At 50.5% G+C, this 23161-nt stretch carries 25 protein-coding genes; 22 read left to right on the top strand and 3 right to left on the bottom strand.

All coding sequences use genetic code 11. The features are described 5' to 3' along the window. Positions 1-5 precede the first annotated feature (5 nt). The 20 genes from H583_RS0118945 to H583_RS0118855 all read left to right on the top strand — a co-directional run bounded on the left by H583_RS0118945 (position 6) and on the right by H583_RS0118855 (position 18706). Entirely contained in the window at positions 6-341 is a 336-nt protein-coding gene (locus H583_RS0118945) for a ribosomal-processing cysteine protease Prp (protein WP_028561848.1), read from the top strand. Between the two features lie 16 nt (positions 342-357). Continuing rightward, positions 358-669, top strand: a complete 312-nt coding sequence (rpmA, locus tag H583_RS0118940; RefSeq protein ID WP_028561847.1) for a 50S ribosomal protein L27 — start codon at positions 358-360, stop codon at positions 667-669. Between the two features lie 149 nt (positions 670-818). Beyond that, positions 819-1013, top strand: coding sequence for a hypothetical protein (locus H583_RS36685; RefSeq protein WP_154665919.1), 195 nt, complete (start codon positions 819-821; stop codon positions 1011-1013). A gap of 17 nt (positions 1014-1030) precedes the next feature. Next, positions 1031-1579 (top strand): Spo0B domain-containing protein, encoded by a 549-nt coding sequence (locus H583_RS35435; protein ID WP_081667342.1) that lies wholly within the window; start codon positions 1031-1033, stop codon positions 1577-1579. A gap of 29 nt (positions 1580-1608) precedes the next feature. Then, on the top strand, positions 1609-2934 hold the full coding sequence (obgE, locus tag H583_RS0118930) for a GTPase ObgE (protein ID WP_028561846.1): 1326 nt from the start codon (positions 1609-1611) through the stop codon (positions 2932-2934). Between the two features lie 259 nt (positions 2935-3193). Then, positions 3194-3631, top strand: a complete 438-nt coding sequence (locus tag H583_RS0118925; protein ID WP_028561845.1) for an ACT domain-containing protein — start codon at positions 3194-3196, stop codon at positions 3629-3631. A 24-nt stretch (positions 3632-3655) separates the two neighbouring features. Beyond that, the gene (locus tag H583_RS0118920; RefSeq protein ID WP_028561844.1) at positions 3656-4942 is read left to right on the top strand and encodes a homoserine dehydrogenase; all 1287 of its coding nucleotides are present in this window, start codon (positions 3656-3658) and stop codon (positions 4940-4942) included. Between the two features lie 48 nt (positions 4943-4990). Further along, positions 4991-5968, top strand: a complete 978-nt coding sequence (thrB, locus tag H583_RS0118915; protein WP_028561843.1) for a homoserine kinase — start codon at positions 4991-4993, stop codon at positions 5966-5968. Beyond that, on the top strand, positions 5965-6828 hold the full coding sequence (gene pheA / locus H583_RS0118910) for a prephenate dehydratase (RefSeq protein ID WP_028561842.1): 864 nt from the start codon (positions 5965-5967) through the stop codon (positions 6826-6828). Before thrB ends, pheA begins: the two co-directional genes overlap by 4 nt. 18 nt (positions 6829-6846) lie before the next feature. Further along, the gene (gene ilvE / locus H583_RS0118905; protein WP_028561841.1) at positions 6847-7725 is read left to right on the top strand and encodes a branched-chain-amino-acid transaminase; all 879 of its coding nucleotides are present in this window, start codon (positions 6847-6849) and stop codon (positions 7723-7725) included. A 161-nt stretch (positions 7726-7886) separates the two neighbouring features. Further along, entirely contained in the window at positions 7887-9737 is a 1851-nt protein-coding gene (locus H583_RS36680) for a LysM peptidoglycan-binding domain-containing protein (protein ID WP_028561840.1), read from the top strand. Positions 9738-9895: 158 nt separating this feature from the next. Continuing rightward, positions 9896-10534, top strand: a complete 639-nt coding sequence (locus H583_RS0118895) for a BofC C-terminal domain-containing protein (protein WP_028561839.1) — start codon at positions 9896-9898, stop codon at positions 10532-10534. A gap of 261 nt (positions 10535-10795) precedes the next feature. After that, the gene (gene ruvC, locus H583_RS0118890) at positions 10796-11299 is read left to right on the top strand and encodes a crossover junction endodeoxyribonuclease RuvC (protein WP_028561838.1); all 504 of its coding nucleotides are present in this window, start codon (positions 10796-10798) and stop codon (positions 11297-11299) included. Then, on the top strand, positions 11296-11910 hold the full coding sequence (gene ruvA, locus H583_RS0118885; RefSeq protein WP_028561837.1) for a Holliday junction branch migration protein RuvA: 615 nt from the start codon (positions 11296-11298) through the stop codon (positions 11908-11910). Before ruvC ends, ruvA begins: the two co-directional genes overlap by 4 nt. Positions 11911-11926: 16 nt before the next feature. Then, on the top strand, positions 11927-12937 hold the full coding sequence (gene ruvB, locus H583_RS0118880) for a Holliday junction branch migration DNA helicase RuvB (RefSeq protein ID WP_028561836.1): 1011 nt from the start codon (positions 11927-11929) through the stop codon (positions 12935-12937). A 68-nt stretch (positions 12938-13005) separates the two neighbouring features. Next, a complete protein-coding gene (locus H583_RS0118875; protein WP_028561835.1) occupies positions 13006-15090 on the top strand; it encodes a SpoIID/LytB domain-containing protein in 2085 nt (694 codons plus the stop codon). A gap of 8 nt (positions 15091-15098) precedes the next feature. Further along, positions 15099-16145, top strand: coding sequence for a tRNA preQ1(34) S-adenosylmethionine ribosyltransferase-isomerase QueA (gene queA / locus H583_RS0118870; RefSeq protein ID WP_028561834.1), 1047 nt, complete (start codon positions 15099-15101; stop codon positions 16143-16145). A 20-nt stretch (positions 16146-16165) separates the two neighbouring features. Beyond that, entirely contained in the window at positions 16166-17299 is a 1134-nt protein-coding gene (gene tgt, locus H583_RS0118865; protein ID WP_028561833.1) for a tRNA guanosine(34) transglycosylase Tgt, read from the top strand. Between the two features lie 15 nt (positions 17300-17314). After that, positions 17315-17623, top strand: a complete 309-nt coding sequence (gene yajC, locus H583_RS0118860; protein ID WP_028561832.1) for a preprotein translocase subunit YajC — start codon at positions 17315-17317, stop codon at positions 17621-17623. A gap of 189 nt (positions 17624-17812) precedes the next feature. Next, positions 17813-18706 carry an alpha/beta fold hydrolase gene (locus H583_RS0118855; protein ID WP_028561831.1) on the top strand — a complete coding sequence of 298 codons (894 nt, stop codon included), beginning with the start codon at positions 17813-17815 and terminating at the stop codon, positions 18704-18706. 78 nt (positions 18707-18784) lie between these two features. On the opposite strand, the gene H583_RS33470 is transcribed toward H583_RS0118855, so the two are convergent. Together H583_RS33470 and H583_RS0118845 are read right to left on the bottom strand one after the other, a co-directional pair. Further along, positions 18785-19654 (bottom strand): phosphatase PAP2 family protein, encoded by an 870-nt coding sequence (locus tag H583_RS33470; RefSeq protein ID WP_081667340.1) that lies wholly within the window; start codon positions 19652-19654, stop codon positions 18785-18787. A gap of 171 nt (positions 19655-19825) precedes the next feature. Next, complete coding sequence (locus tag H583_RS0118845) at positions 19826-20218, bottom strand: TIGR04086 family membrane protein (protein ID WP_028561830.1); 393 nt, start codon at positions 20216-20218, stop codon at positions 19826-19828. A 175-nt stretch (positions 20219-20393) separates the two neighbouring features. Here H583_RS0118845 and H583_RS0118840 point away from each other — a divergent pair, with 175 nt between their 5' ends. Then, complete coding sequence (locus H583_RS0118840) at positions 20394-21098, top strand: DUF421 domain-containing protein (protein WP_028561829.1); 705 nt, start codon at positions 20394-20396, stop codon at positions 21096-21098. A 24-nt stretch (positions 21099-21122) separates the two neighbouring features. On the opposite strand, the gene spoVB is transcribed toward H583_RS0118840, so the two are convergent. Beyond that, positions 21123-22685 carry a stage V sporulation protein B gene (gene spoVB, locus H583_RS0118835; RefSeq protein WP_028561828.1) on the bottom strand — a complete coding sequence of 521 codons (1563 nt, stop codon included), beginning with the start codon at positions 22683-22685 and terminating at the stop codon, positions 21123-21125. 180 nt (positions 22686-22865) lie between these two features. Here spoVB and H583_RS0118830 point away from each other — a divergent pair, with 180 nt between their 5' ends. After that, positions 22866-23105: a post-transcriptional regulator gene (locus H583_RS0118830; RefSeq protein WP_028561827.1), complete on the top strand. Its 240-nt coding sequence runs from the start codon at positions 22866-22868 to the stop codon at positions 23103-23105. The last annotated feature ends 56 nt before the right edge of the window (positions 23106-23161 follow it).

Below are 23161 nucleotides of genomic sequence, written 5' to 3'. Positions count from 1 at the left end.
TTCTTATGATATCGGTTTTTATTGTAAGACGAAGCCCGGACCGCCGAATTATGCGTTTTTCCATTGAGGGACATGCTAAATTTGCAGACCGCGGCAAAGACATTGTATGTGCTGGTGTATCCGCCGTATCGGTAGGAGCTGTCAACTCGGTCGAAGTGCTTACAGGCGTTCAGCTTCCGGCTTCCATGAAGAACGGATGGCTGAGCTCTGAGGTACCTGAGGAAGCGGACGCTGACAAGGATGCCAAGGTGCAGCTCTTGCTCGAATCGATGGTCGTTATGCTGGACAGCATACAGCAATCCTATGGCCGCTATGTGGCCATCCGAGAACAACTACTGTAGAAAAGGAGGGATACCCATGTTGCAACTTAATCTTCAACTTTTCGCATCGAAAAAAGGGGTAGGTTCTACAAAGAACGGACGCGACAGCCATTCCAAGCGTCTTGGAGCTAAACGTGCAGACGGTCAGACTGTAACTGCAGGAAGCATTCTTTTCCGTCAACGCGGTACTAAGATTCACCCAGGCAACAATGTAGGCATCGGTAAAGATGACACTTTGTATGCTAAAATCGAAGGCGTAGTCAAGTTTGAGCGTTGGGGTCGTGATCGCAAGAAAGTGAGCGTATATCCGGTTCCAACCGCAGCAGTAGCCGCTGCTGTTGAAGTGTAATAGCTTAAACTTCCCCCGGCCCTGTCAAGGGCCGGGGTTATTTTTTTGGCGTCTTTTAATGGCAGACAAGAACCAAGCTTTCAGATGAACTTTGCTTAAAGCCGTGCTATACTGTAAAAGGTTGGGAACAGACAACATTCAGAAGGGAGATGATTTGCATACAACCGTTGAAAATGACAGCCGCAGTATCAGTCATCATTCCTGCGGTTACGATATGGGTATGGGGGGGACGTTTTTGGACGCTGCTGGTATTTGTCGCCTGGGTCGCCGCTGCAGCTTGTTGGATCATTAAGCTGGACAGAAGAGAGCAAGCGAATCAATTAGAGAGCAAGCGAATCAATTAGAGAGCATCACCCGCCAATTGCAGGAGGCATCCATCCAAATCTTAAATCACCACCGTCATGACTGGATGAATGATCTACAGGTCTTATACGGTTACATACGGATGAATAAGCCTGAAAAGGTAACGCATTTCGTCGAGAAGATCAGGGACCGGATGGGGATGGAGAGCGCCAACTCCAAGCTGGGTGAGCCGTCGCTTGTATTTTATATTCAGTCTCTCCGTACGATTACCTCTGCATTTCATGCCCAGGTGAGTGTGGAAGGTGATGTAAATCTTGCTCAGCTTCCTGTAGACAGGAAGCAGTTATCCCGGGTGCTGATTGGAATCATTGAGTTGTACCGTCAAGCAGCAGAGACGGCTAAGACCGATATAGCGGATTTGCATGTGACGATAAGAAAAGATGTTCAGGCATTGGAAGTCGATTTCACCTTTGACGGAGAGGCCGTAATGTCTCCGGATACGGCGGAGCAGATCAATAAGCTGATCGCGGATAGTGCTCTACGGCGTACAGATAACGACATGACTATGAAGAATGTGAAATGCATGATAGAATTTTCGAAGGGATAAGCTTTTTTGGACTCGAATGGAGGAACAACATGTTTGTAGATAAAGCCAAGATTTTCGTAAAGGGCGGAGACGGAGGAGATGGACTCATCTCCTTCCGCAGAGAGCTATATGTTCCGGAAGGCGGGCCGGCCGGCGGTGATGGAGGCCGCGGGGGCAATGTCATATTCCGGGTGGATGAGGGACTTCGCACACTGATGGATTTTCGTTATCAGAAGCATTTTAAAGCCCCTCGCGGGGAAAAGGGCAAGGTAAAAGGGATGCATGGTGCGGGAGCGGACGATATGATTGTCCGGATTCCTCCAGGTACCATTGTCGTGGATGACGATACCAAGGAAATCATCGCGGATTTGACGCGCCAGGGACAGGAAGTAGTGGTCGCTAAGGGCGGACGCGGCGGACGCGGCAATATGCGTTTTGCAACGCCGAGCAATCCGGCGCCTTACATCTCGGAAAACGGGGAAGGGGGCGAAGAACGCTGGATTACGCTGGAGCTGAAAGTAATGGCGGACGTTGGTCTGGTTGGCTTCCCGAGTGTTGGAAAATCGACCCTGCTGTCTGTCGTTTCGGCTGCACGGCCAAAAATCGGAGCTTACCATTTTACGACGCTGACCCCGAACCTTGGGGTGGTAGATGTTGGAGATATGCGCAGCTTTGTCATGGCTGATTTGCCTGGACTTATCGAAGGGGCGCATGAAGGCGTTGGCCTTGGACATGAATTCTTGCGGCATGTAGAGCGGACACGTGTCATTATCCATGTCGTCGATATGGCAGCTTCTGAGGGCAGGGACCCTTATGAAGACTGGGTCAAGATTAATGAAGAGCTGGTGCAATACAATGAGAAGCTTGCAGAGCGGCCGCAAATCATTGCCGCCAACAAAATGGACATGCCGGATGCGGAAGAATTCCTGGAAATGTTCAAGCAGCAGCTTAAAGAGCATCACGGGGATAAGGAATATGAAATTGTGCCCATTTCGTCTTTGACTAAGCAAGGCATTCAGGAACTGCTGTACAAGGCGGCAGATATGCTTGATGCTATTCCGGAGACGCTGCTCGTCGAGGAAGTGAAGGAGACGGAAGAACGGAAAGTATTCAAATATAACAAGAAGAAGGAAGAGAACGACTTTACCATCCGTGTTGAAGAAGGCGTATACGTCGTTGAGAGCGAGAATATTGAGAAGTTCATGCAGCGTCACAACCTGAATTCCTATGATGAAGTTATGCGCTTCGCACGCATTATGCGGAAGATGGGTGTCGATAATGAACTGCGCAAGGCTGGTGCGAAGGATGGCGACTTGGTGCGGATCGGCGACTTTGCGTTTGAGTTCTTTGAAGGCAGCGACTACATTTTTGAATAAGGCTGGCATCTGACCGTTTTATAATATGAGGCTTCAACCACGATGAAGCAGCGAAGGCATCCGCCCGGAACATTACCGGAGGGTGCCTTTTTGTCGCTGTTGCAGCAGTTTGCGGCTCTAGAGATAAGTGATGCGCCCGCATGCCGGGGACAATGCCGACACAGAGCCGGAATGCCAAACAGCCTATTGCAGGGTTTGTCGGTTTGCGATATAATGTCCACTATAGTTATACATTTGTCTTTTACAGGAGGACGATTTGATGACGGACCGTTATTATGTCGTTCGTGAGGATATTTTACCCGAGGGCATTGTCAAAACGATACAAGTGAAGGAGATGCTGCGCCGGGGGGAAGCGGCGACAGTGAATGAGGCTGTGGAGCGTGTTGGCCTTAGCCGAAGTGCCTTCTACAAATACAAGGATGCCATTTCAACCTTTGATCAACTGGACAGAGAGAGAATCGTCACGATTTCCATGGATTTGCAGCACAGGTCTGGTGTATTGTCCAAAGTGCTTGGTCTTGTAGCAGGTTTTGAGGGGAATGTGCTAACCATCCATCAGAGCATTCCGCTGCAAGGGCTTGCGAATGTTGTTATTTCTGTGGATACGGCATTAATGAATACATCACTTACCGAACTGCTGCAATCGATTCGCGCACAGGATGGCGTGAGCCGGGCGTCAGTAGTCGGGCAAGGATAGATTAAGTAGGTTGGAGGAGAGTTAATGAAACCGGTAAAAGTAGGTCTGTTGGGACTTGGAACAGTAGGAACAGGCGTGGTGCGTATTGTGGAAGGGCATCAGGACGATCTGAAAAGCCAGACAGGCTCCCCGATTGTCATTGAGAAGATTCTGGTGCAGAACAAGAGCAAGGCTCGTTCGATCCAAATCGACGCGTCCAAGCTGACGGAAGATCCTTACGATATCGTGTCCAATCCTGAAATTGATGTTGTCGTTGAGGTTATGGGCGGCATCGGGAATACAAAGGAGTATATTCTGGAAGCCTTGTCCCGCGGCAAGCATGTTGTAACGGCCAATAAGGACCTGATGGCACTGCACGGTCCGGAACTTCTCGCCAAGGCGGAAGAGAACCGCTGTGACGTCATGTATGAGGCGAGCGTAGCAGGCGGTATTCCAATCATTCGGACTTTAATTGAAGGCTTCTCTTCCGACCGAATTACGAAAATAATGGGAATTGTGAACGGCACAACCAACTATATTTTGACGAAAATGAGCCAAGAGGGCGCTTCTTACAGCGATGTGCTAAAAGAAGCACAGCAGCTCGGCTATGCAGAGGCTGATCCGACTTCTGATGTAGAAGGTCTGGATGCTGCACGCAAGATGACGATTCTTGCCACACTTGGTTTTCGTACGGATGTCGCGCTGCAAGATGTCAGCACAAGAGGCATATCTGCGGTCAGCAGCGAGGATATCGCATATGCGAAGCGCCTGGGCTATGAGCTGAAGCTGCTCGGCATAGCCGACAGCCAGGATGATTATATTAGTGTAACTGTAGAGCCGACAATGGTGAAAAATACCCATCCAATTGCATCCGTCAACGGCGTATTTAATGCGGTGTATGTATATGGCGAAGCCGTCGGAGAAACAATGTTCTATGGTCCGGGAGCGGGCGAACTGCCAACAGCCACTTCTATTGTAGCGGATCTTGTCGCTGTAGTGAAAAACCTTCGTCTGGGTATTAACGGCCAACGTGCGGTTGCAGCGTATAAGGAGAAGAAGCTGAAGACCGACGCACAAATTTCGAGCAAATATTTTCTGCTGCTTCATGTTGATGACCGCGCAGGTGTACTCGCACGCATTACACAAGTGTTCGCTGAATTCGACGTTAGTCTGGAGTCTGTTCTCCAACAGCCGAACCCTAACAATCCGGAAGCAGAAATTATTGTGATTACTCATGACGCGAATAAAGCAGCGATGAATAAGGTGCTCAAAGCATTTGAATCCCTTGATGTCATTCGCAAAGTGAAAAGCGTATACCGCGTAGAAGGATAAGCCGGGCAGCGCTTGGCATGGATGAAGTCTGTGGAAGGAGCACGACATATGGATAACCGTCGGATCATCGTTAAAATTCCGGCCAGCACGGCGAATTTGGGCCCAGGCTTTGATACGCTGGGAATGGCACTCTCTCTGTATGCATGGATTGATATGTCCATCGCCCAGGACAAAACACAAATTGAATTGTTTGGAAGCGGGATGGAGAGCATCCCGCGCGACAAATCGAATTTGCTTTATAAAGTGGCACAGCTTGTATTCAAGGAGGCCGGGCTGCCGGAACAGGAGCTTTGCATTGCCATGTACAGCGATATTCCGCTGACCCGCGGCCTTGGCAGCAGCGCATCGGCAATTGTAGGTGCTTTGGTCGCCGCAAATGCGCTGGCCGGCTCACCGCTAACTGAACAGCAGCTGTTCACGATTGCAACCCGTTTGGAGGGCCATCCGGATAATGTGGGCGCCTCACTGTTTGGAGGCATTATCGTAGCTGCTTGGGATGGGGAACGGGTCGATCATATCCGTCTGGAGCCACCTGCTGGACTTGATATGCTCGTTGCAATCCCGGAGTTTCATTTGGCGACCGAGAAGGCGCGCCATGCGCTGCCGCAGCAGTACAGCAAGCAGGATGCGGTCTATAATATAAGCCACAGCTCCCTGCTCGTGGCTGCACTGGCTTCCGGCAGAATTGACTTGATCCGTTATGCGATGAAAGATCGGATTCATGAGCCATACCGGGCAGCGCTTATTCCGGGCATGGCGGAAATTCTGCGTGATGCCGTAAATCACGGGGCAGTTTCGACTGCACTGAGTGGAGCAGGACCGACGTTGCTGGCGCTGATTGAGGCGGACAGCTCGCGCAAGGATGAATTGGAACGCTTTCTATTGGACACGATGGACAAGGAGGGTGTTAAGGCCAATACAATCTGGCTGAAACCGTGCCTGTCCGGACCTGAATTGCAATGGCTGGACAGCCCGGCCGGAGAGATTTCCCTCATGGAGTTAATAAAAGGAGAAGTAAGAGCATGATAAGCGTAGCTTTATTACCGGAAGGCAGCGTCTCGGACGAAGCGGCACACTATTTGTTTGGGGACTCTGAGGTGAAGTGGAATCATTACAAGCCGATTGCGGACGTATTTTTGTCCACTGCCGGAGAGAAAACCGATTATAGTATAATCCCGATTGAGAATACGATAGAAGGTTCGGTAAGCCTTCATCTGGATTGGCTTGTGAATGAGGTTGATCTGCCGATCCAGGCGGAGTGGGTATACCCGTCCATTCAAAATCTGATTGGCCACCGCAATGAGCTGGTGAATCCGGACGGCACGCTAGCCAGTGAACGGATCGTAAAGGTTCTCAGCCATCCGGTAGCTTTAGCCCAGTGCACACAGTACCTGCGCAATCATCTGCCTCATGCCGAGCTTGAGCAGATCAGCAGCACAGTTGAGGCTGTCCGGCTTGTCAAGGAGAATCCGGACGCAGGCTGGGCAGCTATTGGCACCCAGTCAGGAGCCAGAGTGCATGGGCTTGATGTGCTGTGTCAGGGCGTAACGGACCACAGCAATAACTACACAAGATTTTTGCTTGTAGGAAGCAAGCCTTTTGAGGCTCGCACCTCTGACGTCAGAAAGACAAGCGTTGTCATTCATTTGCCGGAGGATTATCCGGGTGCGCTGCACCAAGTGCTGTCAGCCTTTGCCTGGCGCCGTATTAACCTGTCCAAAATTGAGTCCAGACCAACGAAGAAGCGGCTTGGCAATTACTATTTTACAATTGATATTGAAATGCCGATTGAATCCGTGCTTCTGCAGTCCGCTATTAGCGAAATTGAAGCAATTGGTTGTCAAATCCGCGTGCTTGGCTCTTATCCCAGCTTTTCCTATAAATAACGGAGGTGCAAGGAGAAAATGGCTGAACAGTATATTTACCTGAATGGAGAATTTGTTACCAAGGAGAAGGCAACAATTTCAGTCTATGATCATGGTTTTTTGTACGGTGACGGCATTTTTGAGGGCATTCGCATTTATAACGGGAACATATTTAAATGCAAGGAGCATTTGGACAGGCTGTATGATTCAGCGAAATCCATTATGCTGGACATTCCGCTAGCCCAGAGCGAGATGGAAGCGGCGCTGGTCGAAACCATTCGTAAAAACGGGCTGCGTGACGGGTACATAAGGCTGATCGTATCCAGAGGGCCGGGTAATCTCGGACTCGATCCAAAGCGTTGTCCAAGAGCATGGGTAATCATTATTGTAGAGCAATTAGCGATCTATTCGGAAGAAGCTTACCGGGAAGGGCTCGTATCGGTATCGGTATCCCAGCGCCGAAATATCCCTGACGCGCTTAATCCGAAGATTAAATCGCTTAATTATTTGAACAATATCCTGGTGAAAATTCAGGCGAATCTGGCTGGAGTCGGCGAGGCAATCATGCTGAATGCCCAGGGCTATGTGGCGGAAGGTTCAAGCGACAATATATTTATTATCAAAAAGGGTGTTGTTTACACGCCGCCTTGCTATGTAGGCGCGCTGGAGGGCATTACCCGCGGAGCCATTATTGAGCTGTGTGCCCAACTGGGCTATACGCTCAAGGAGGAACCGTTCACACTGCATGATGTTTACATTGCGGACGAGGTATTCTTCACAGGGACAGCAGCAGAGGTTATTGCTGTACGAGAGGTGGACGGGCGTACGATCGGAGCAGGAAAGGCAGGGCCGGTTACGACGCATCTGTTGTCGGAATTTCGTAAAATTGTAGAAGTAGACGGTGTAAAAATCGACTAAACCAGGACATTTGTCCAGTCCCGCAGACCAAGTCTGCGGGATTTTTTTTCGCTGTTTAGTGGACATTGGCCTACTTGCTGCATAGGATGTAATGATTAATGGTCAGCAGGTGTCGATTCATGTCCTGCAAAGCCTAGAACGTGATAGGAGGTTAATGCCGAGTGAAAATCCACGTAGTCAAGCAAGGTGAATCCCTGTATACGATCTCCCAAAAATACGGGGTCCCGCTGGATGAAATCATTAAGCTGAACCCGGGGATTGCGAACCCCAATGAAATTGATGTCGGAATGAAGGTGAAAATTCCATCTGCCGCATCTGCGCCTGTGCACCCCCCTCATCAGATGGAGATTATGCATCAGCACATCGTCAAGCAGGGGGATACACTCTGGAAGCTGTCCAAAGCGTGGGGAGTCTCCTTGAACGATATGATCAAGGCCAATCCACAGCTCAAAAATCCGAATGCCCTGCTCGTTGGCGAAACGGTTAACATTCCGAAGGAAAGTACCGGAGGAAAAGACTGGCCTGAGCTGGTACAAGGACAGGAGAAGCATCCCAACTCGCCTGCCGGAAAAGTATCTACAGAACAAATTGTGAAGCCGAAAAAGGAAGAGACAGCACCGAAACCTCTGCCTACGGTGGTTCAGAATATTCCAGCCCCGGCAGCTAAGGCCGAGACTGCGCCTGTCCCGGTGCCAACACCTTTGCCGGAGAAGGTGCAGAGCGCAGAAGTTGAAAAGAAGGAAGAGAAAGAAGAAATGAAAAAGGAAACCCATATCCATATCGAGGAAGCGCCAAACCATGATTTATTCAAGAAAAAGAACATTCCGGCTGTTGAAGCACTGACCCCGTATCCGCTGCCGAAAACGCCGCAATTCATATCTCCTGTTGAATCTCATCATGGCTATACAGTGCAGCAGCACTCTGTCCATGTAAACATCGGGCCTGCCAATATTTCTCCCAATGTAAAGCCAAACGTCTCGCCGGCAAACAAGGCGCCCAACCCTGCACCGAACGTCTCGCCTTCAAGCATATCGCCAAAACCGTCGTCGTATGCTGTGCCGTCAAACGTAACGCCGAATTGGGCGCCAAATGTCTCGCCGGCAAATGTAACGCCGAATTGGGCGCCAAATGTCTCGCCGGCAAATGTAACGCCGAATTGGGCGCCGAACGTTTCACCAGTAAATGTAACGCCAAATTGGGCGCCGAATGTCTCACCAGTAAATGTAACGCCAAATTGGGCGCCGAATGTCTCACCAGCAAATGTAACGCCGTGTTGGCCACCAAACGTTTCACCAACAAGCGTAACGCCGAACGTCTCGCCATCCAGTATATCGCCCAATTCGTCTCCGAATGCCTCGCCGCCCGGCGTAACGCCAAATCTTCCGCCTAACATTTCTCCTGCCAACATCGCACCGGTCTATTACGGTCAGGAGGCATACTCATCATCCTTCCTGTCATCACAGTCACCTTATCAACAAGAATGGCCGAATACATCACCTTCAGATATCTGGGGAAGTTATCCGCCATTTCCGGTAAGTCCGTTCCATGATGGAGGCTATTCGTTTTCTCCTTATGAAGGCTATCCGTATCCGCCGCAAACAGGCGGGGCGGGAGCAGGCCAATCTTCCTATCAGACCGGCGGTTATGGCTATCCATCCATGCCTGTGCTTCATAGCAATGCCGGGTTTCCTGGATTTGAGACAGCGATCAGTCCTGCGGAAGGATGGAATTATCCCGGACCGGATTACCATGCAGGAGCCAATTTGAGTCCCTATCCTGCATATCCCGTAAAGGAGTCACCTGCTGCCCACAAGAAGCCTTGCAATTGCGGATGTGGCGACAAGCGGGTGGAGGAGCAGGGTTCAACAAGTAACGTGAAGGCCGCCGTCTCTACCAAGCGTAAAAGCAACAAACCGCAGAAAAAGGTGACCGTACGCAGCGCTGCCACATCCTCCAGTTCTTCCAGGGAGTCTTCGCGTTCACGCAGAAATCAGCCCTGGATCAACAAATAGCAGGTGCCTTAGCAGGCCTGAATAGCCCCCCGCACTGACAGGCGAGTGTGGGGGAATCGCTGTGCTTTAAGATGATGAAATACGATGGATACCAGTTCTGCGCATAATCTCCAGTTCCCCGGGTAATGCTACAAGCAAAAACATAAGGGGACATCTGTATGATGGAATTCAGCTTGTGGAAAAAGCTTAAGAAACGGCTGCGAAAAGGCAGAAAGCCATTGTGGACTTTAGGCGGGGGACTTGTTTTACTTGTGCCGCTGCTGGCAGCACCGCAGGCTTCCTTCGCTTCGTTCCAGGTGAAGCAGCCTGCTTCCGCCCCCAGCCTCATTGAAGTGCTCCAAAATCAGAATGAGGAGCTGGAGGTACTGCTTAAGAAGGAATATGTATGCGGGGAGGAATCCAGCCGTCTTGGAAGGATGAATGCCCGCTCGGTTATAGAACTGCTTGAGAAGCATACGGCATGGACAGCACATTTGAACGGCCAGGCCCAGGTTGTCATGGTTGAGCAGATTCAGGACTTGTCGGAAGCCTGCAAGGAAAATGCTTTTATGAGTCTGGACAAGGACGGGAATCTGTCACTGTATGACGGTCCTCCTGTCAAAGAAAAGGTCATGCGCACCTTTTTCCAGCTCGATATGAGCTATATGGAAAGCAGTCTGCCAAAGGTTCAGGTTCAGGCGCTGGCTGACGGGATTAAAATTAATGATCTCGACGAATACAACAGTATGCTTTCTGCCTACAGTGAATTTGCGGTCAGGGAGCCAGCCAGTAAAGGGGCCATGAAGAGGAGTTATTAATCCCCACTCGGACAGTGCGGCTTACAGCAGCACTGTCCGATTTTTTTGCGTCTGGTGCTGTGTAAGCAGACATAGACATTACTCTATTGAAAATCCGCAAAGCTTTTCTGGCCTCAAGCTGAAAAAATAAGGTTTATACAAGGCTTGCAGCACTCCTGGAGTCCAATTTAGGAATGACGCTTGTTCTCATTCGTACGAACATTTGATATAATGATAGATAGCTTTGTATACATAGTGCAGTGTATGATAGGAGAGGACGTATTGCGTGTACTAGGAATTGATCCGGGCATAGCAATTGCCGGATTCGGATTTGTCGACAAGGTAGGGAACAAGCTGGTGCCTGTACAGTACGGGGCCATTCAGACGGAAGCCCATACCCCTCCGGAGACAAGGATTTTACAGGTGTACGATTCAGCCTGCGCGCTGCTGGACAAATACAAGCCGGACGCCATGGCGGTGGAGAAGCTGTTTTTTAACCGCAATGTGACGACGGCTTTTGCTGTTGGTCAGGCACGCGGCGTCATTATATTGGCGGCTGCCCAGCGGGGCATTCCGGTGGCGGAATATACACCGCTGCAGGTGAAGCAGGCGGTTGTTGGTTATGGAAAAGCGGAAAAGCGGCAGGTTCAGGAGATGGTGAAGATGTTCCTTAAGCTGTCGGCTGTTCCCAAGCCCGATGATGTTGCCGATGCGCTTGCAATTGCAATCTGCCATGCGCACTCTGCTGTACTGGTGAATAAAATTAACGGGGTGCTGGGCAAATGATCGATTTTATTCGAGGGACCGTCGTCCATTGGGAGACGGAATATATTGTTTTAGATGTGCATGATATCGGCTACCGCGTGTTTACGCCAAGCCCTTATTTTTTTCAGCGCAGCGATGAGCCGGTAACGGTCTATACCCATCATCATGTGCGCGAGGATGCGATTCATCTGTTCGGATTTGCGACACGTGAGGAGCAGAGGCTGTTCCGCAAGCTTTTGGATGTATCCGGCATCGGTCCGCGGGTTGCGCTCGGCATACTTGCAGGCGGTCGTCCGGAGACGATTGTCGCGGCTATCCAGCAGGAGAATTTGGGCTTCCTGACGAAGCTGCCCGGCATTGGCAAGAAGACGGCACAGCGGATGGTTCTTGATCTGAAGGACAAGCTCGGGTCCATCGGACTGCCTGTGGAGACAGGTCTGTTCGCGCCAATAGAGGAAGCTGCTCAAGATGGCACATCCGCATGGAGCGAGGCGCGCGAGGCACTTTCAGCGCTTGGTTATACGCCTGCAGAGCTTGACCGGGCATGGCAGGGACTAAAGGATACGGTGACGGCCGGGGAGTCGGTAGATTCCTTGATGAAGCGTGCGCTGCAATGGTTATTTAAAGGCTGACGGGAGGTAAAGCATGATGGATGAGAGAATTATATCCGCCAATCTGATGATGGAGGATCAGGCGGTTGAATTAAGCTTGCGCCCCCGGTATTTAGCTGAATATATCGGCCAGTCACGTGTGAAGGAAAATTTGAAGGTCTATATCGAAGCGGCCAAGCTCCGCAAGGAGGCGCTGGACCATGTGCTTCTATATGGACCGCCGGGACTTGGCAAGACAACATTGTCCAACATTATCGCCAATGAACTTGGCGTTAACCTGCGCACGACCTCTGGACCTGCTATCGAGCGTCCGGGCGATCTGGCGGCAATCCTGACGAATCTCCAGGAAGGCGATGTGCTGTTCATTGATGAAATTCACCGCCTTCACCGGACAGTAGAGGAAGTGCTGTATCCGGCTATGGAGGACTTTGCTCTTGACATTATGATTGGCAAGGGTCCAAGCGCGCGCTCAGTGCGGCTGGATCTGCCGCCGTTCACGCTCGTTGGCGCGACCACCCGGGCAGGACTGCTCTCAGCGCCGCTGCGTGACCGTTTTGGCGTTATGAGCCGTCTGGAATTTTATACGGTGCCGGAACTTGCTTATATTGTCTCCCGCGCTGCGGATATTTTGGAAGTGGAAATGGTCGGCGAGGCAGCCGAGGAAATTGCCCTGCGCTCCAGGGGGACGCCGAGGATCGCGAACCGGCTGCTCAAGCGGGTGAGGGATTTTGCCCAGGTGCGGGGGGACGGAATAATTACGAATGAGCTTGCCGCCTCTGCTTTGGAGCTCATCCAGGTTGACCCGCGCGGACTGGATCAAATTGACCACAAGATGCTGCAGGCTATGATTACAAGTTTCCGCGGAGGGCCGGTTGGCCTGGATACGATCGCCGCCACGATTGGTGAAGAAGGACAGACGATTGAGGACGTATACGAGCCGTATTTGATGCAAATCGGCTTTCTGCAGCGTACTCCACGGGGACGTGTGGTTACTCCTGCGGCTTACCGTCATCTGGGCCTGCCTGTGCCGGGGGAAGACGGAAGCTAAGGGAAGGCAAAGTAACTGCTGTTGTACAGGAATGCAGAATGTGAATAGTGAAGGAGGCATGCTGATTTATGCGCAAGTTGACATCAGTTTTGGCCGTTGCAGTTGCAGTTGCAGTCATGTTGTCCATATGGCCTGCCTGGGACCGCTCTGCGGCAGCTGCGGATAATGTTCGTGTAGGCATCTATCTGAATCTTCCGGGCAAGTTCACGACAACCCTGCCTGCAATCACGCTAAGCGGCTCACAGCCGCTGTCGGTAGGCATAAGATATCCGGAGGGGGCAGAGACCTGGACGACGGTGGAAGCAGGACGGCTGGCACGGTTCACGCTGGATGACTATAAGGTCAAGCTTGGGGAGACGACTGATTTTCAGACCGCATTAAGCTGGCTTACAGTGGCACAGCAGAGCACGAATGCGGCATTGCTGACTTCCACCAGCAAATCCGGCAAGACAGTCTATCAGGTCACGGAAGGCTCTTATGCCAATGAGGCCCAGGCCAAGGCAGGGGCAGCAAAATGGGGTGGCAATGCCGCATTGTCCAAGCTGCTCGGACAGAACAAAATCTCCATTATGGGCCCGTACCATCTGGAGGCCGGACCTTACGCATCGCTGGCTGAAGCCAGAAGTTCACTGGCGGATGCGGGGTCCGCAGGGGTTGATGCCTACATAGCTCTGAAGAAGCCGCAGGGTGCGGGCGGACTGCAATACTATATTCATGTCGGCTCAGAGACAAGCCAGGCTGGTCTTGGGCCGGTCAGGGCACAGGCGGAAGCAGTGCTTGGCAAGCTGTCCGCTGCAAGCGCGGGTGCATATTTACAGCTTCGCGATGACTACACCATTTCCAAAAAAGCAGGCACAGCAGCCTCCCTTTATCTGATTTCCGGGGATGCGAAGGCTTGGGTGTATACGGCTGAAGGCAGTACAATCAAGCTGAATGAGCGTTCCGGGCGAACGTACCGCGGAAGCTTCGAGCTCAGCTCTTTTAATGACAAGCTTGCAGTTATCAATGATTTGCCGGTCGATCATTATCTCTATTCTGTAGTCGGCGCTGAAATGCCGGCATCCTGGCATGCAGAGGCGCTCAAAGCGCAGGCAGTTGCCGCCAGAAGCTATGTCCGGTTTCAGGGGATGGGCTTCCAGATTGCCCATGTCGTGGACAGCACGCTCAGCCAGGTGTATGAAGGGACAAGCAGAGAGACAGCCTCAACGATTCAGGCGGTGGATGCGACTTCCGGTGAAGTGGTAAAATATCAGGGCAAAGTAATTGAGGCGCTGTTTTCCTCCAATTCAGGCGGAATGACGGCGGACGGCAGAGAGATTTGGGGTAATGAAGTCGCTTATCTGAAGCCGGTGAAAAGTCCTGATGACGTATCCGAAAAAGGGCTGTTCTCCTGGTATCGGGTGTCGCTCCCAAATGGGAAGGTCGGTTACATACGGGAGGATCTGCTGGAGGACACGGGCAACAAGACGGCTGTGGGAAGTCCGGTTATGCGTGTCAAGGAAAGCGGTACGAACGTAAGGCCGATTCCGCTGGTTCAAAACAATGTCAATCCTGTTGCCAAGGCGGATCTTGGCACGAATGTAATTGTGCTGGAGAAGGTGGTCCAGTCGAATGAGAACAGCTGGGTAAGGGGACCATTTACCTCCGCTCAGCTGCTGGAATCATTGAAATCCAGGGTACAGACACCGGTTAGCGGTCCGATCCAGTCGCTTAAAGTGACAGGAACAGGGGCATCCGGACGTGTAACCTCAATTAGCGTTAACGGCAAAACAGTAGACATCCGATACCCGGACATGTTCCGTTCGGCACTGGGTGGTCTTCCAAGCACACGCTTTGAGGTAGATGAGACGGCCAAAGTATCCGTTCAGGGCAGCGGCGACGCTGTCAAAGAGCGTTCAGGCACAGAGAAGCTGTATGTGATAGGTGCTGATGGTCAGACAAAAGCAGTAGAAAGCGAGAACTTCTTTGTCATGAACGGCTCGGGAACGATCCGGACCGCGACAAAGGACACGGCCTATCGCTTTACAGGCACTGGTTACGGCCACGGGCTGGGCTTGTCCCAATACGGGGCCAAAGGATTGGCGGAACAAGGGTATGACTATCAATCTATTTTGAAATACTATTATAAAGATATCACTATAGTTAAGGAATGACATCGGGGATGAATGTAGATTGGTTTGATTTTGAGCTGCCGGAGCAACTGATTGCTCAGACGCCGCTGGCAGAGCGTTCAGCCTCCCGGCTAATGGTTCTGAACAGGGAGTCGGGGGAGGTCGGGCACCGGAAGTTTACCGACCTGGCAGCATACTTGCAGCCTGGAGATACACTGGTGTTGAATGATACGAAGGTGCTGCCCGCACGCCTTATGGGCGTCAAGCCGGATACTGGTGCACGGATTGAGCTTCTGCTGCTCAAGCAGCTTGAAGGCAATCGCTGGGAGACGTTGGCGAAGCCGGCCAAAAGGCTAAAACTAGGTGCGAAGATGGCATTTGGCGACCGCGGAGATGGTACGCCTTTGCTGGAGGCAATTGTTGAAGCGGAAGGGGATATGGGAGCGAGAATTGTCTCCTTCCAGTATGAAGGCATATTCACAGAACTGCTGGATCAACTCGGAGAGATGCCGCTCCCGCCTTATATCCATGAACGGTTGGAGGATAAGGACCGTTATCAGACCGTCTATGCCAAACAGCAGGGTTCAGCGGCGGCTCCGACAGCCGGTTTGCATTTTACGGAAGACTTCCTGCAGCAGCTTCAGCACAAAGGCATTAAGATTGCCTATATCACTTTGCATGTAGGATTGGGTACATTCCGTCCTATGTCAGCAGATCAGATAGAGGACCATGTCATGCACTCGGAATATTTTGAGTTGGATGATGCCAATGCCAGACTAATTCGTGAAACCAAACAAAACGGCGGCCGTATTATAGCCGTTGGGACAACGTCTGCCCGAACCCTGGAGACAGTAGCCGGTCGGTTTGGGGACGGGGAGCTTGCAGCATGCAGCGGATGGACCGATATTTTTATTTATCCGGGTTATGAATTTAAGCTTGTCGACGCGCTGGTGACGAATTTCCATCTCCCGAAGTCGACGCTGGTCATGCTGGTGAGCGCACTGGCAGGGCGGGATCATGTCATGCAGGCCTACGCTGAGGCAGTCCGGCAGGAATACCGGTTTTTCAGCTTTGGCGATGCAATGTTTATCTATTAACAGGATTGGAAGAGTGAACTGTGGCGATTAAATACGAATTGATAAAAACCTGCAAGCAGTCCGGAGCACGTCTGGGCCGGCTGCATACTCCTCATGGCGTTATCGAGACACCGGCTTTCATGCCGGTCGGCACGCAAGCAACTGTAAAAACGATGAGCCCTGAGGAATTAAAAGCGATGGACGCGCATATTATTTTGGGAAACACGTATCATTTGTTTTTGCGTCCGGGGCATGAGCTGATCGAGCGTGCCGGCGGACTGCACAAATTTATGAACTGGGACCGCCCGATCTTGACAGACAGCGGCGGCTTTCAGGTGTTCTCCTTAAGCAACATGCGCAAAATCACGGAGGAAGGCGTAGAGTTTCGTTCCCATCTGAACGGGGACAAGCTGTTTATCTCGCCTGAGAAAGCCATGGAAATTCAGAATGCGCTTGGCTCCGATATTATGATGGCCTTTGACGAATGCCCGCCGCACCCGGCAGAGCACAGCTATGTGAAGCAGTCACTAGAGCGGACAACCCGCTGGGCTGAGCGTTGTCTGCAATCTCACCGGAATTCTGACCGCCAGGCGCTGTTTGCCATCGTTCAGGGTGGCATGTATGAAGATTTGCGCAAACAAAGCGCTACGGATTTGACTTCCATGGATTTCCCGGGGTATGCTATTGGAGGGCTAAGTGTAGGGGAGCCAAAACCTTTGATGTATGAGGTATTGGATTACACCGTTCCATTGCTGCCGGCTGCCAAGCCGCGCTATCTGATGGGGGTCGGTTCACCCGATGCGCTGCTGGAAGGTTCGATTCGCGGAATCGATATGTTCGACTGTGTGCTGCCTACGCGTATTGCCCGCAATGGGACAACAATGACAAGCGGCGGCAGGCTGGTTGTCCGGAATGCCAAGTATGCGGAGGATTTTGGTCCGCTTGATCCGCAGTGTGACTGTTATACGTGCAAAAATTACTCCAGAGCTTACATACGCCATTTGCTGAGAGCAAATGAAACGTTTGGTATTCGTTTGACGACATACCATAACCTGCATTTCTTGCTTCAGCTCATGAGGGACGTACGACAGGCGATAGCGGAGGACAGACTGCTAGATTTTCGCGACCAGTTTTTTGCCCAGTACGGCCTTTTTGATAATGAGAAGGGATTTTAGAGAGGGGGGAATACCATGTGGTTAGCAGCTGATGCAGGAGCAGGCGGCGGCAGCATTTGGGGAATGCTTTTGCCATTTGTACTTATGTTCGCCGTATTTTACTTCCTGTTGATTCGTCCGCAGCAAAAGAAACAAAAAACTCGCAATTTCATGTTGAACCAGCTTAAGAAGGGTGACAAAGTCGTCACAATCGGCGGTTTGCATGGCACAATCCAGGAAATTACGGACGATGTTGTCGTTTTGCGTGTAAATGATGCAACAAAGCTGACATTTGACCGTAGTTCGATTAACAATGTTTCACAATCTTCGGCGGCTTCTGAATAAGCAAGCGCTGAAAAAAACGGTCAGGCCCACCCGCCTGGCCGTTTTTTTGTGCGAATTGGAAGAAGAAATTAAGCGGCTGCTATAGCGTCATTCCTATTGGACAGCAATAAACTGTCCCCCTTATATTTTTCCTGCACGCAGGGAAAGCTGAGTGTTGGACTAATTAAAAGCTGCAAGGAGTGAGGGGTAATGCCGCTTGAGAATATAAATGGTACAGTGCTTCATTATATAGTCAAGGGGGAGGGCATACCGATAATTTTTGTTCATCCGCCACTGCTGACAGGAGCCAACTTCCGGTACCAGCAGGTGCAGTTATCGGATGAATTCAAGGTCATTACCTTTGATATCCGGGGACATGGACAAAGCGGGCGTTCCCTCGTGCCGATTACCTATTCAATCATCGCGGAAGATATTAAGCAGCTTATGGACCGGCTCGGTCTGGAGAAAGCTTATATATGCGGCTACTCAACAGGAGGGACCGTTGTTATGCAGACGCTGCTCGCTTATCCTGAGCGTTTTTACGGGGCGGTACTGGTAAGCGCGATGTCTGAGGTCAGCGACTGGGTGCTTCGCTCGCGGATCAGGGCTGCTGTTCAGCTATCCAGATGGAGGGCCGCACTGAGGGTTTTAATGCTGGGCATTGCTTGGGGCAATGCCGATCAGCGTCAAACCTTTCGGAATCTGTTCAGAGATGCCAAGCGGGGCAACCGGAAAAACATTCATCAATATTATAAATATAGCCTGTCTTTTAATTGTACGGAACATCTGGAGCAAATAAATAATCCGGTGCTGCTGTTATACGGCAAGAAAGATTGGGGATTTACCCGTTACCGCAAAATCTTGGAGAGCCGCCTGCCCAACTATGATGTTCTCGTTTTTGGGAAAGAAAAGCATCAGCTGCCGACCAAGGCTGCTGACGAAATGAATGCTATTATCCGCCGCTGGATTCGCAGCATTGAATTCCGCAATGAGACAGCCGAGCCCCGGCATACAGAAGCCCGGCATGATGATGAATTTCTGGTCGCATACGAAGATATAAAGCAGCCGGGTATAGAACGGGAGGCAGCTGAGCATCAACCATAAGCCAAAAATACGGGATAAGCAGATGTAACCTTACATATCTGCTTATCCCGTATTCTTTGTGTTCTGCCTGATTAAAAACTAAACACCGCGTGAACGCTTGGTCTCATAGGCCGGCTGTTTGGCAAGTTTAGGCTTCAAAGCCGGAACGGCCGATGCAGTTTTACTTGTATAGGCACTCAATTTAAGTCCTACAGTTGAGGCTAGCAAACCAAGCACTGCGCCTGCCAGCATATCGCTGAGCCAATGGATGCCCATGTAAAAGATTGCAAAGATAATTAATAAGGCGCTAATGCTGGTAAACCATGCCCAACGCTTATTTCCTGACCGGATTGCCAGCACAGCCAGCGTCACTGAAATCGAGGTATGAAGGCTGGGGAAGCAATTATCCAGTCCGGATAACTCCCTGTACTGCGATTCGAAGGACGGGAATACATCCAGCATGATGAATCTGACGCTGCTGTCGTAAGACCAAACTTCATTAACAGGGAAGAACAGGTAAAATGGAATCGCGACCAGATAGTTGATCATAATGGCATAGCAGGTCGCATAAAACATCCGATGTCTTCCTTCAAACGTATAAATTCCAAGTGACGAAACGAGCAAAGCCTGAAAAACTACGATGTACATAAAACCGAGAATGACAGTGAGAGCCGGATGCTCAAACAAGGACTGGACTCCTGCGACAAAACCTTTTTCCATTGATTGAATGACGCCTGTAAAGTCATAATTATATGTCATTCTGCTTTCGATCATCATTTCGATTTTATTCAGCAACAAAATGAACACAATTAGTCCGACGTGGAGCAGGTACATTCTGGAAGTGAAAAGCTGGCGTCCAAAGGAGTAAGCAACCCGCAGCGGGTTGCTGGCGGTTCCGAAGGCAAGCAATGCAATAACCGCCAAGATGGTGTACAGTGTTACAGACCCCATCGAATGAAATAAAACCATGGTCTCTACGCCTCCTTAAACAGCAAGCCAAAAGCATCAGCAATTGACAGTATAGCATAAGGAAGAGCGTGATTTCAGCTTTATTTCCGGGTTAAATTACAAAAATTTTGTACCATGGATATTTTCGGGATGTTAATTGCCCTGATTTTGCTAGTATACGGGTGGTGATTATTAAGATTTTTTCGTATTCACACCGGTCATTCCGCCGATTGCTCCGGCCAGCAGGCACAGTGCCAAGACAACTGCATTATGGCCGTTAAACGACTGGTCGAGGGATAGGAAACCAATCAGCAGTACAACCAGGCCGTAAATCAAGCCAGTCAGGCCGCCATGATACCATCCCCGTCTCGCAGAACGCCTCCCTGCAACTACTCCACCGAACAAACCACAAATTCCGTGAACGATATAAGTGTAATTGGGAAGGGAAGTTTCCTGCATGGAACTGAAGTACAGCAGCATAGACAAGATTAATGTGCCAATGACGAGCCAAATGAACGCATAAACCAAACCGGACAACAGAGGCGAAGTGATATGAATACGCGCTGCCTTTTTTATGGAATTCATTGTTCAACTCTCCTTTCAGCTTTGCTAACAGAATATGGTCAAGCTAAGGGAAATAGTACCATTGATGTGGGTTTCCATTATTTCAATTAGGTCAAAGTCGTATGCTCCGCTTTCATAGCGGCAAAACTATCCACACGTTCAATGGATAACGGCGATCAAATGGAGGTATGCCGATATGGAGTACACGGTGATCATACTGCGTACCATTTTTATATACTTTGTTGTCTATATTGTTTTGCGTTTGATGGGCAAGCGGGAAATCGGCAAGCTGACTATATTTGACCTTGTCATTTCCATTATGATTGCAGAAATTGCCGTCATTGTCCTTGAGGATACGAAAAGACCATTATCGGAAGAGATTTTGCCGATTGCTGTGCTGATGGTACTGCAGATCGGAATTGCCTGGTTAACGCTGAAAAGCCGCAAAATGCGGCTTTTGTTTGACGGCAAACCAAGCATTCTGATTGAGAAAGGGAAGCTGAATCGCGATGAGATGAAGAAGCAGCGCTACAATTTGGATGATCTTCTTGTTCAGCTTCGGGAAAAAAATACCGTTCGCCTGTCAGATGTGGAGTTTGCAATTTTGGAAACAAGCGGCAAGCTGTCGGTCATCAAGAAAGAACAGGAGAAGCAGTCTGCAAAGTATCAAACAGATGTTCATTTTCCCCGTAACTACAGGTTTGAGGATTTGCCGGTTCCATTAGTTATGGACGGGGAAGTTCAAGAGGAAAACTTGCTCAAGCTGGGCCGGAACCGCTTCTGGCTTAAAAAAGAATTGAAGAAGCATGATGTATCGGATACAAAATCTGTGCTTCTCTGCACTATTGACCATAAGGGCCGGCTGTTTATTGATGTAAAGGAGCGGCCTCGCCGCAAGTAGGCGTCACCGGCATTTTTAAATCCGCTATCTGTTCATCCACCTTCCAATTAGCGGGAGGCGTGAGAGGTCATCCCGGTCAACAATGCCTGTAATTGCCATGAGCAACAGGTAGACAAGGGCACCGGCCCCGCAGGCGGCAATCACATTCAGCCATTCCCTGGCCAGCCACTCATTGGTCATTATCCATTTCAGGCTTGCACCCATAATAACCATGGCAGCACCTACCTTGATGAAATCCAGCACTTTCATTTGGAAGCCGGTTAGTCTGCAGACACTGATGTAGTGAAGTACGGTGACCAGCACGGTATTGACATTAATGGCTATCAGGGCGCCATATATACCCAGATTCGGGTTGGAGGCGAGCTGGACGATCAATATAATTTTGACTGCGGCCCCGATAAACGTGTTCATGAGTGCGGTTCCTGGCTTCTCCAATGCTTGAAGGGCAGCTTGCAGAGGGGCTTGCAGGTAAATAAACACAGCAATGGGAGCCATCAGTTGAAGCATGGGCGCGATTTCGGTATGGTGATATAAAATGCGTACGATAGGTTCGGCAAGCAGGAACATGACGACTACGAATGGCGCTCCGCATACAAGCGAGAGCCGCATGGACTGATGCAGCCGCTTGTGAATGGTCAGCCGGTCTCCTCTTGCTGCCGCTTCTGAGAGAGAAGGTATCAGAGAGACGCTGAGGGAATAGGTAAGTGCAGTAGGAAGAAGGACAATTGGAATGATCATCCCTTGAAGAGCTCCGTATTGGGCAGTTGCAATGCCAGTAGCAATACCAGCAACCGCAAGGCTGCGCGCCGTCAGAATCGATTCCAGCAGATAGGACAGGGAGCCAACCATTTTGCTCAGTGTAACTGGAACAGACAGTCCCAGCAGGCGTCCCAGAACAGGCTTATTCTCTGCCGGTTTGTCACACGGCTCACCATAAGAAACAATCCGCTCCTTATGCCTATCCCTCGCAAATTGAATCAAAAGCACAAACAATCCGAATAGTTCCCCGATGACTACCCCAAGCATGGCCCCGGCGGCAGCCCATTCTACTCCCCATGGAAGCATGAGCTTGGCAAACAGCAGCACAAATACAATCCGGAATAAGGTCTCAACAGTCTGGGACAGGGCGGTCGGAATCATATTTTGCTTGCCTTGGTAATAGCCGCGGTATACCGCCGAGATTGCTGTGATGAGCAGCATTGGCGTCATAACGATAAAGGTGTAATACACCCTGGAATCCGTAAGGATGTGGGTTGTGATCCAGGAGGCAAGCAGCAGGGACAGGGCGGTGAAAATGACAGCCAATGATATCGTCAAACCGAGAGCGGTCCTGAAGATCTGCTTGACTCTCGCAGTATCCCCCTGGGATTGGGCCTCAGCCGTCCATTTGGCAATGGCAAGCGGAATTCCGCCGGTAATCAGAGTAATCATCACGATGAGAAAGGGATAGCCGAGCTGATACAGCCCGACGCCTTCGGCCCCGATAATCCGAGGCAGCGCAATGCGGGGTATAAATCCGAGAAGACGGTTTAGAATGCCTGCTGCCAATAATATCATGGCGCCTTTAATAAACGTTTGCTTGGTCACATTGCTTCCCTCGTCTTTCTGCAGAAGGTTGTTCGTTCTTGTACAACATATGCAGCGCATGTCCGCTTCCATGTCAAAACAGGAATGATTTTCTGCAAGCAGGAGTTTTGCTTGTGTATGGCGAATGTGTAACCAATCAACATGCGCAGGAGGTTAATCTAATGTAGGGAGGAACGTGCAGTGACAGAAGAGGAACTGCAAGGCTGGATTGAGGTCCTGTGTGAGAGCAAGGCGGAGGAATTTCATCTGGTCGGCTATGAGCACGTGACGGCACACGAGATTTGGGAATGTGTAAGCAATAAGTATCATAAGCATGGGCAGCCTGCGCTACATCAGATCGTGAATGATATTTTGTCGCTCAAGGTAATGGCGTTTATGAATTTTATGACACTTAGCGCTTTCCGAGGGACCCACTTCTAAAGAAACGGGTTCTTTTTTTTGACTCGTTTTTCCCGCATGGCTATAATAGGACTATT

Source organism: Paenibacillus pinihumi DSM 23905 = JCM 16419, assembly GCF_000422505.1.
In the GTDB taxonomy this organism is placed as follows: domain Bacteria; phylum Bacillota; class Bacilli; order Paenibacillales; family Paenibacillaceae; genus Paenibacillus_D; species Paenibacillus_D pinihumi.
This window is presented reverse-complemented; position numbering and strand designations above follow the sequence as displayed.

Coding starts and splice junctions, on each gene's coding strand:
- H583_RS0118945 (WP_028561848.1), top strand. CDS start 6: ATGATATCGGTTTTTATTGTAAGACGAAGCCCGGACCGCCGAATTATG.
- rpmA (WP_028561847.1), top strand. CDS start 358: ATGTTGCAACTTAATCTTCAACTTTTCGCATCGAAAAAAGGGGTAGGT.
- H583_RS36685 (WP_154665919.1), top strand. CDS start 819: ATGATTTGCATACAACCGTTGAAAATGACAGCCGCAGTATCAGTCATC.
- obgE (WP_028561846.1), top strand. CDS start 1,609: ATGTTTGTAGATAAAGCCAAGATTTTCGTAAAGGGCGGAGACGGAGGA.
- H583_RS0118925 (WP_028561845.1), top strand. CDS start 3,194: ATGACGGACCGTTATTATGTCGTTCGTGAGGATATTTTACCCGAGGGC.
- H583_RS0118920 (WP_028561844.1), top strand. CDS start 3,656: ATGAAACCGGTAAAAGTAGGTCTGTTGGGACTTGGAACAGTAGGAACA.
- thrB (WP_028561843.1), top strand. CDS start 4,991: ATGGATAACCGTCGGATCATCGTTAAAATTCCGGCCAGCACGGCGAAT.
- pheA (WP_028561842.1), top strand. CDS start 5,965: ATGATAAGCGTAGCTTTATTACCGGAAGGCAGCGTCTCGGACGAAGCG.
- ilvE (WP_028561841.1), top strand. CDS start 6,847: ATGGCTGAACAGTATATTTACCTGAATGGAGAATTTGTTACCAAGGAG.
- H583_RS0118895 (WP_028561839.1), top strand. CDS start 9,896: ATGATGGAATTCAGCTTGTGGAAAAAGCTTAAGAAACGGCTGCGAAAA.
- ruvA (WP_028561837.1), top strand. CDS start 11,296: ATGATCGATTTTATTCGAGGGACCGTCGTCCATTGGGAGACGGAATAT.
- ruvB (WP_028561836.1), top strand. CDS start 11,927: ATGGATGAGAGAATTATATCCGCCAATCTGATGATGGAGGATCAGGCG.
- H583_RS0118875 (WP_028561835.1), top strand. CDS start 13,006: ATGCGCAAGTTGACATCAGTTTTGGCCGTTGCAGTTGCAGTTGCAGTC.
- queA (WP_028561834.1), top strand. CDS start 15,099: ATGAATGTAGATTGGTTTGATTTTGAGCTGCCGGAGCAACTGATTGCT.
- yajC (WP_028561832.1), top strand. CDS start 17,315: ATGTGGTTAGCAGCTGATGCAGGAGCAGGCGGCGGCAGCATTTGGGGA.
- H583_RS0118855 (WP_028561831.1), top strand. CDS start 17,813: ATGCCGCTTGAGAATATAAATGGTACAGTGCTTCATTATATAGTCAAG.
- H583_RS33470 (WP_081667340.1), bottom strand. CDS start 19,654: ATGGTTTTATTTCATTCGATGGGGTCTGTAACACTGTACACCATCTTG.
- H583_RS0118845 (WP_028561830.1), bottom strand. CDS start 20,218: ATGAATTCCATAAAAAAGGCAGCGCGTATTCATATCACTTCGCCTCTG.
- H583_RS0118840 (WP_028561829.1), top strand. CDS start 20,394: ATGGAGTACACGGTGATCATACTGCGTACCATTTTTATATACTTTGTT.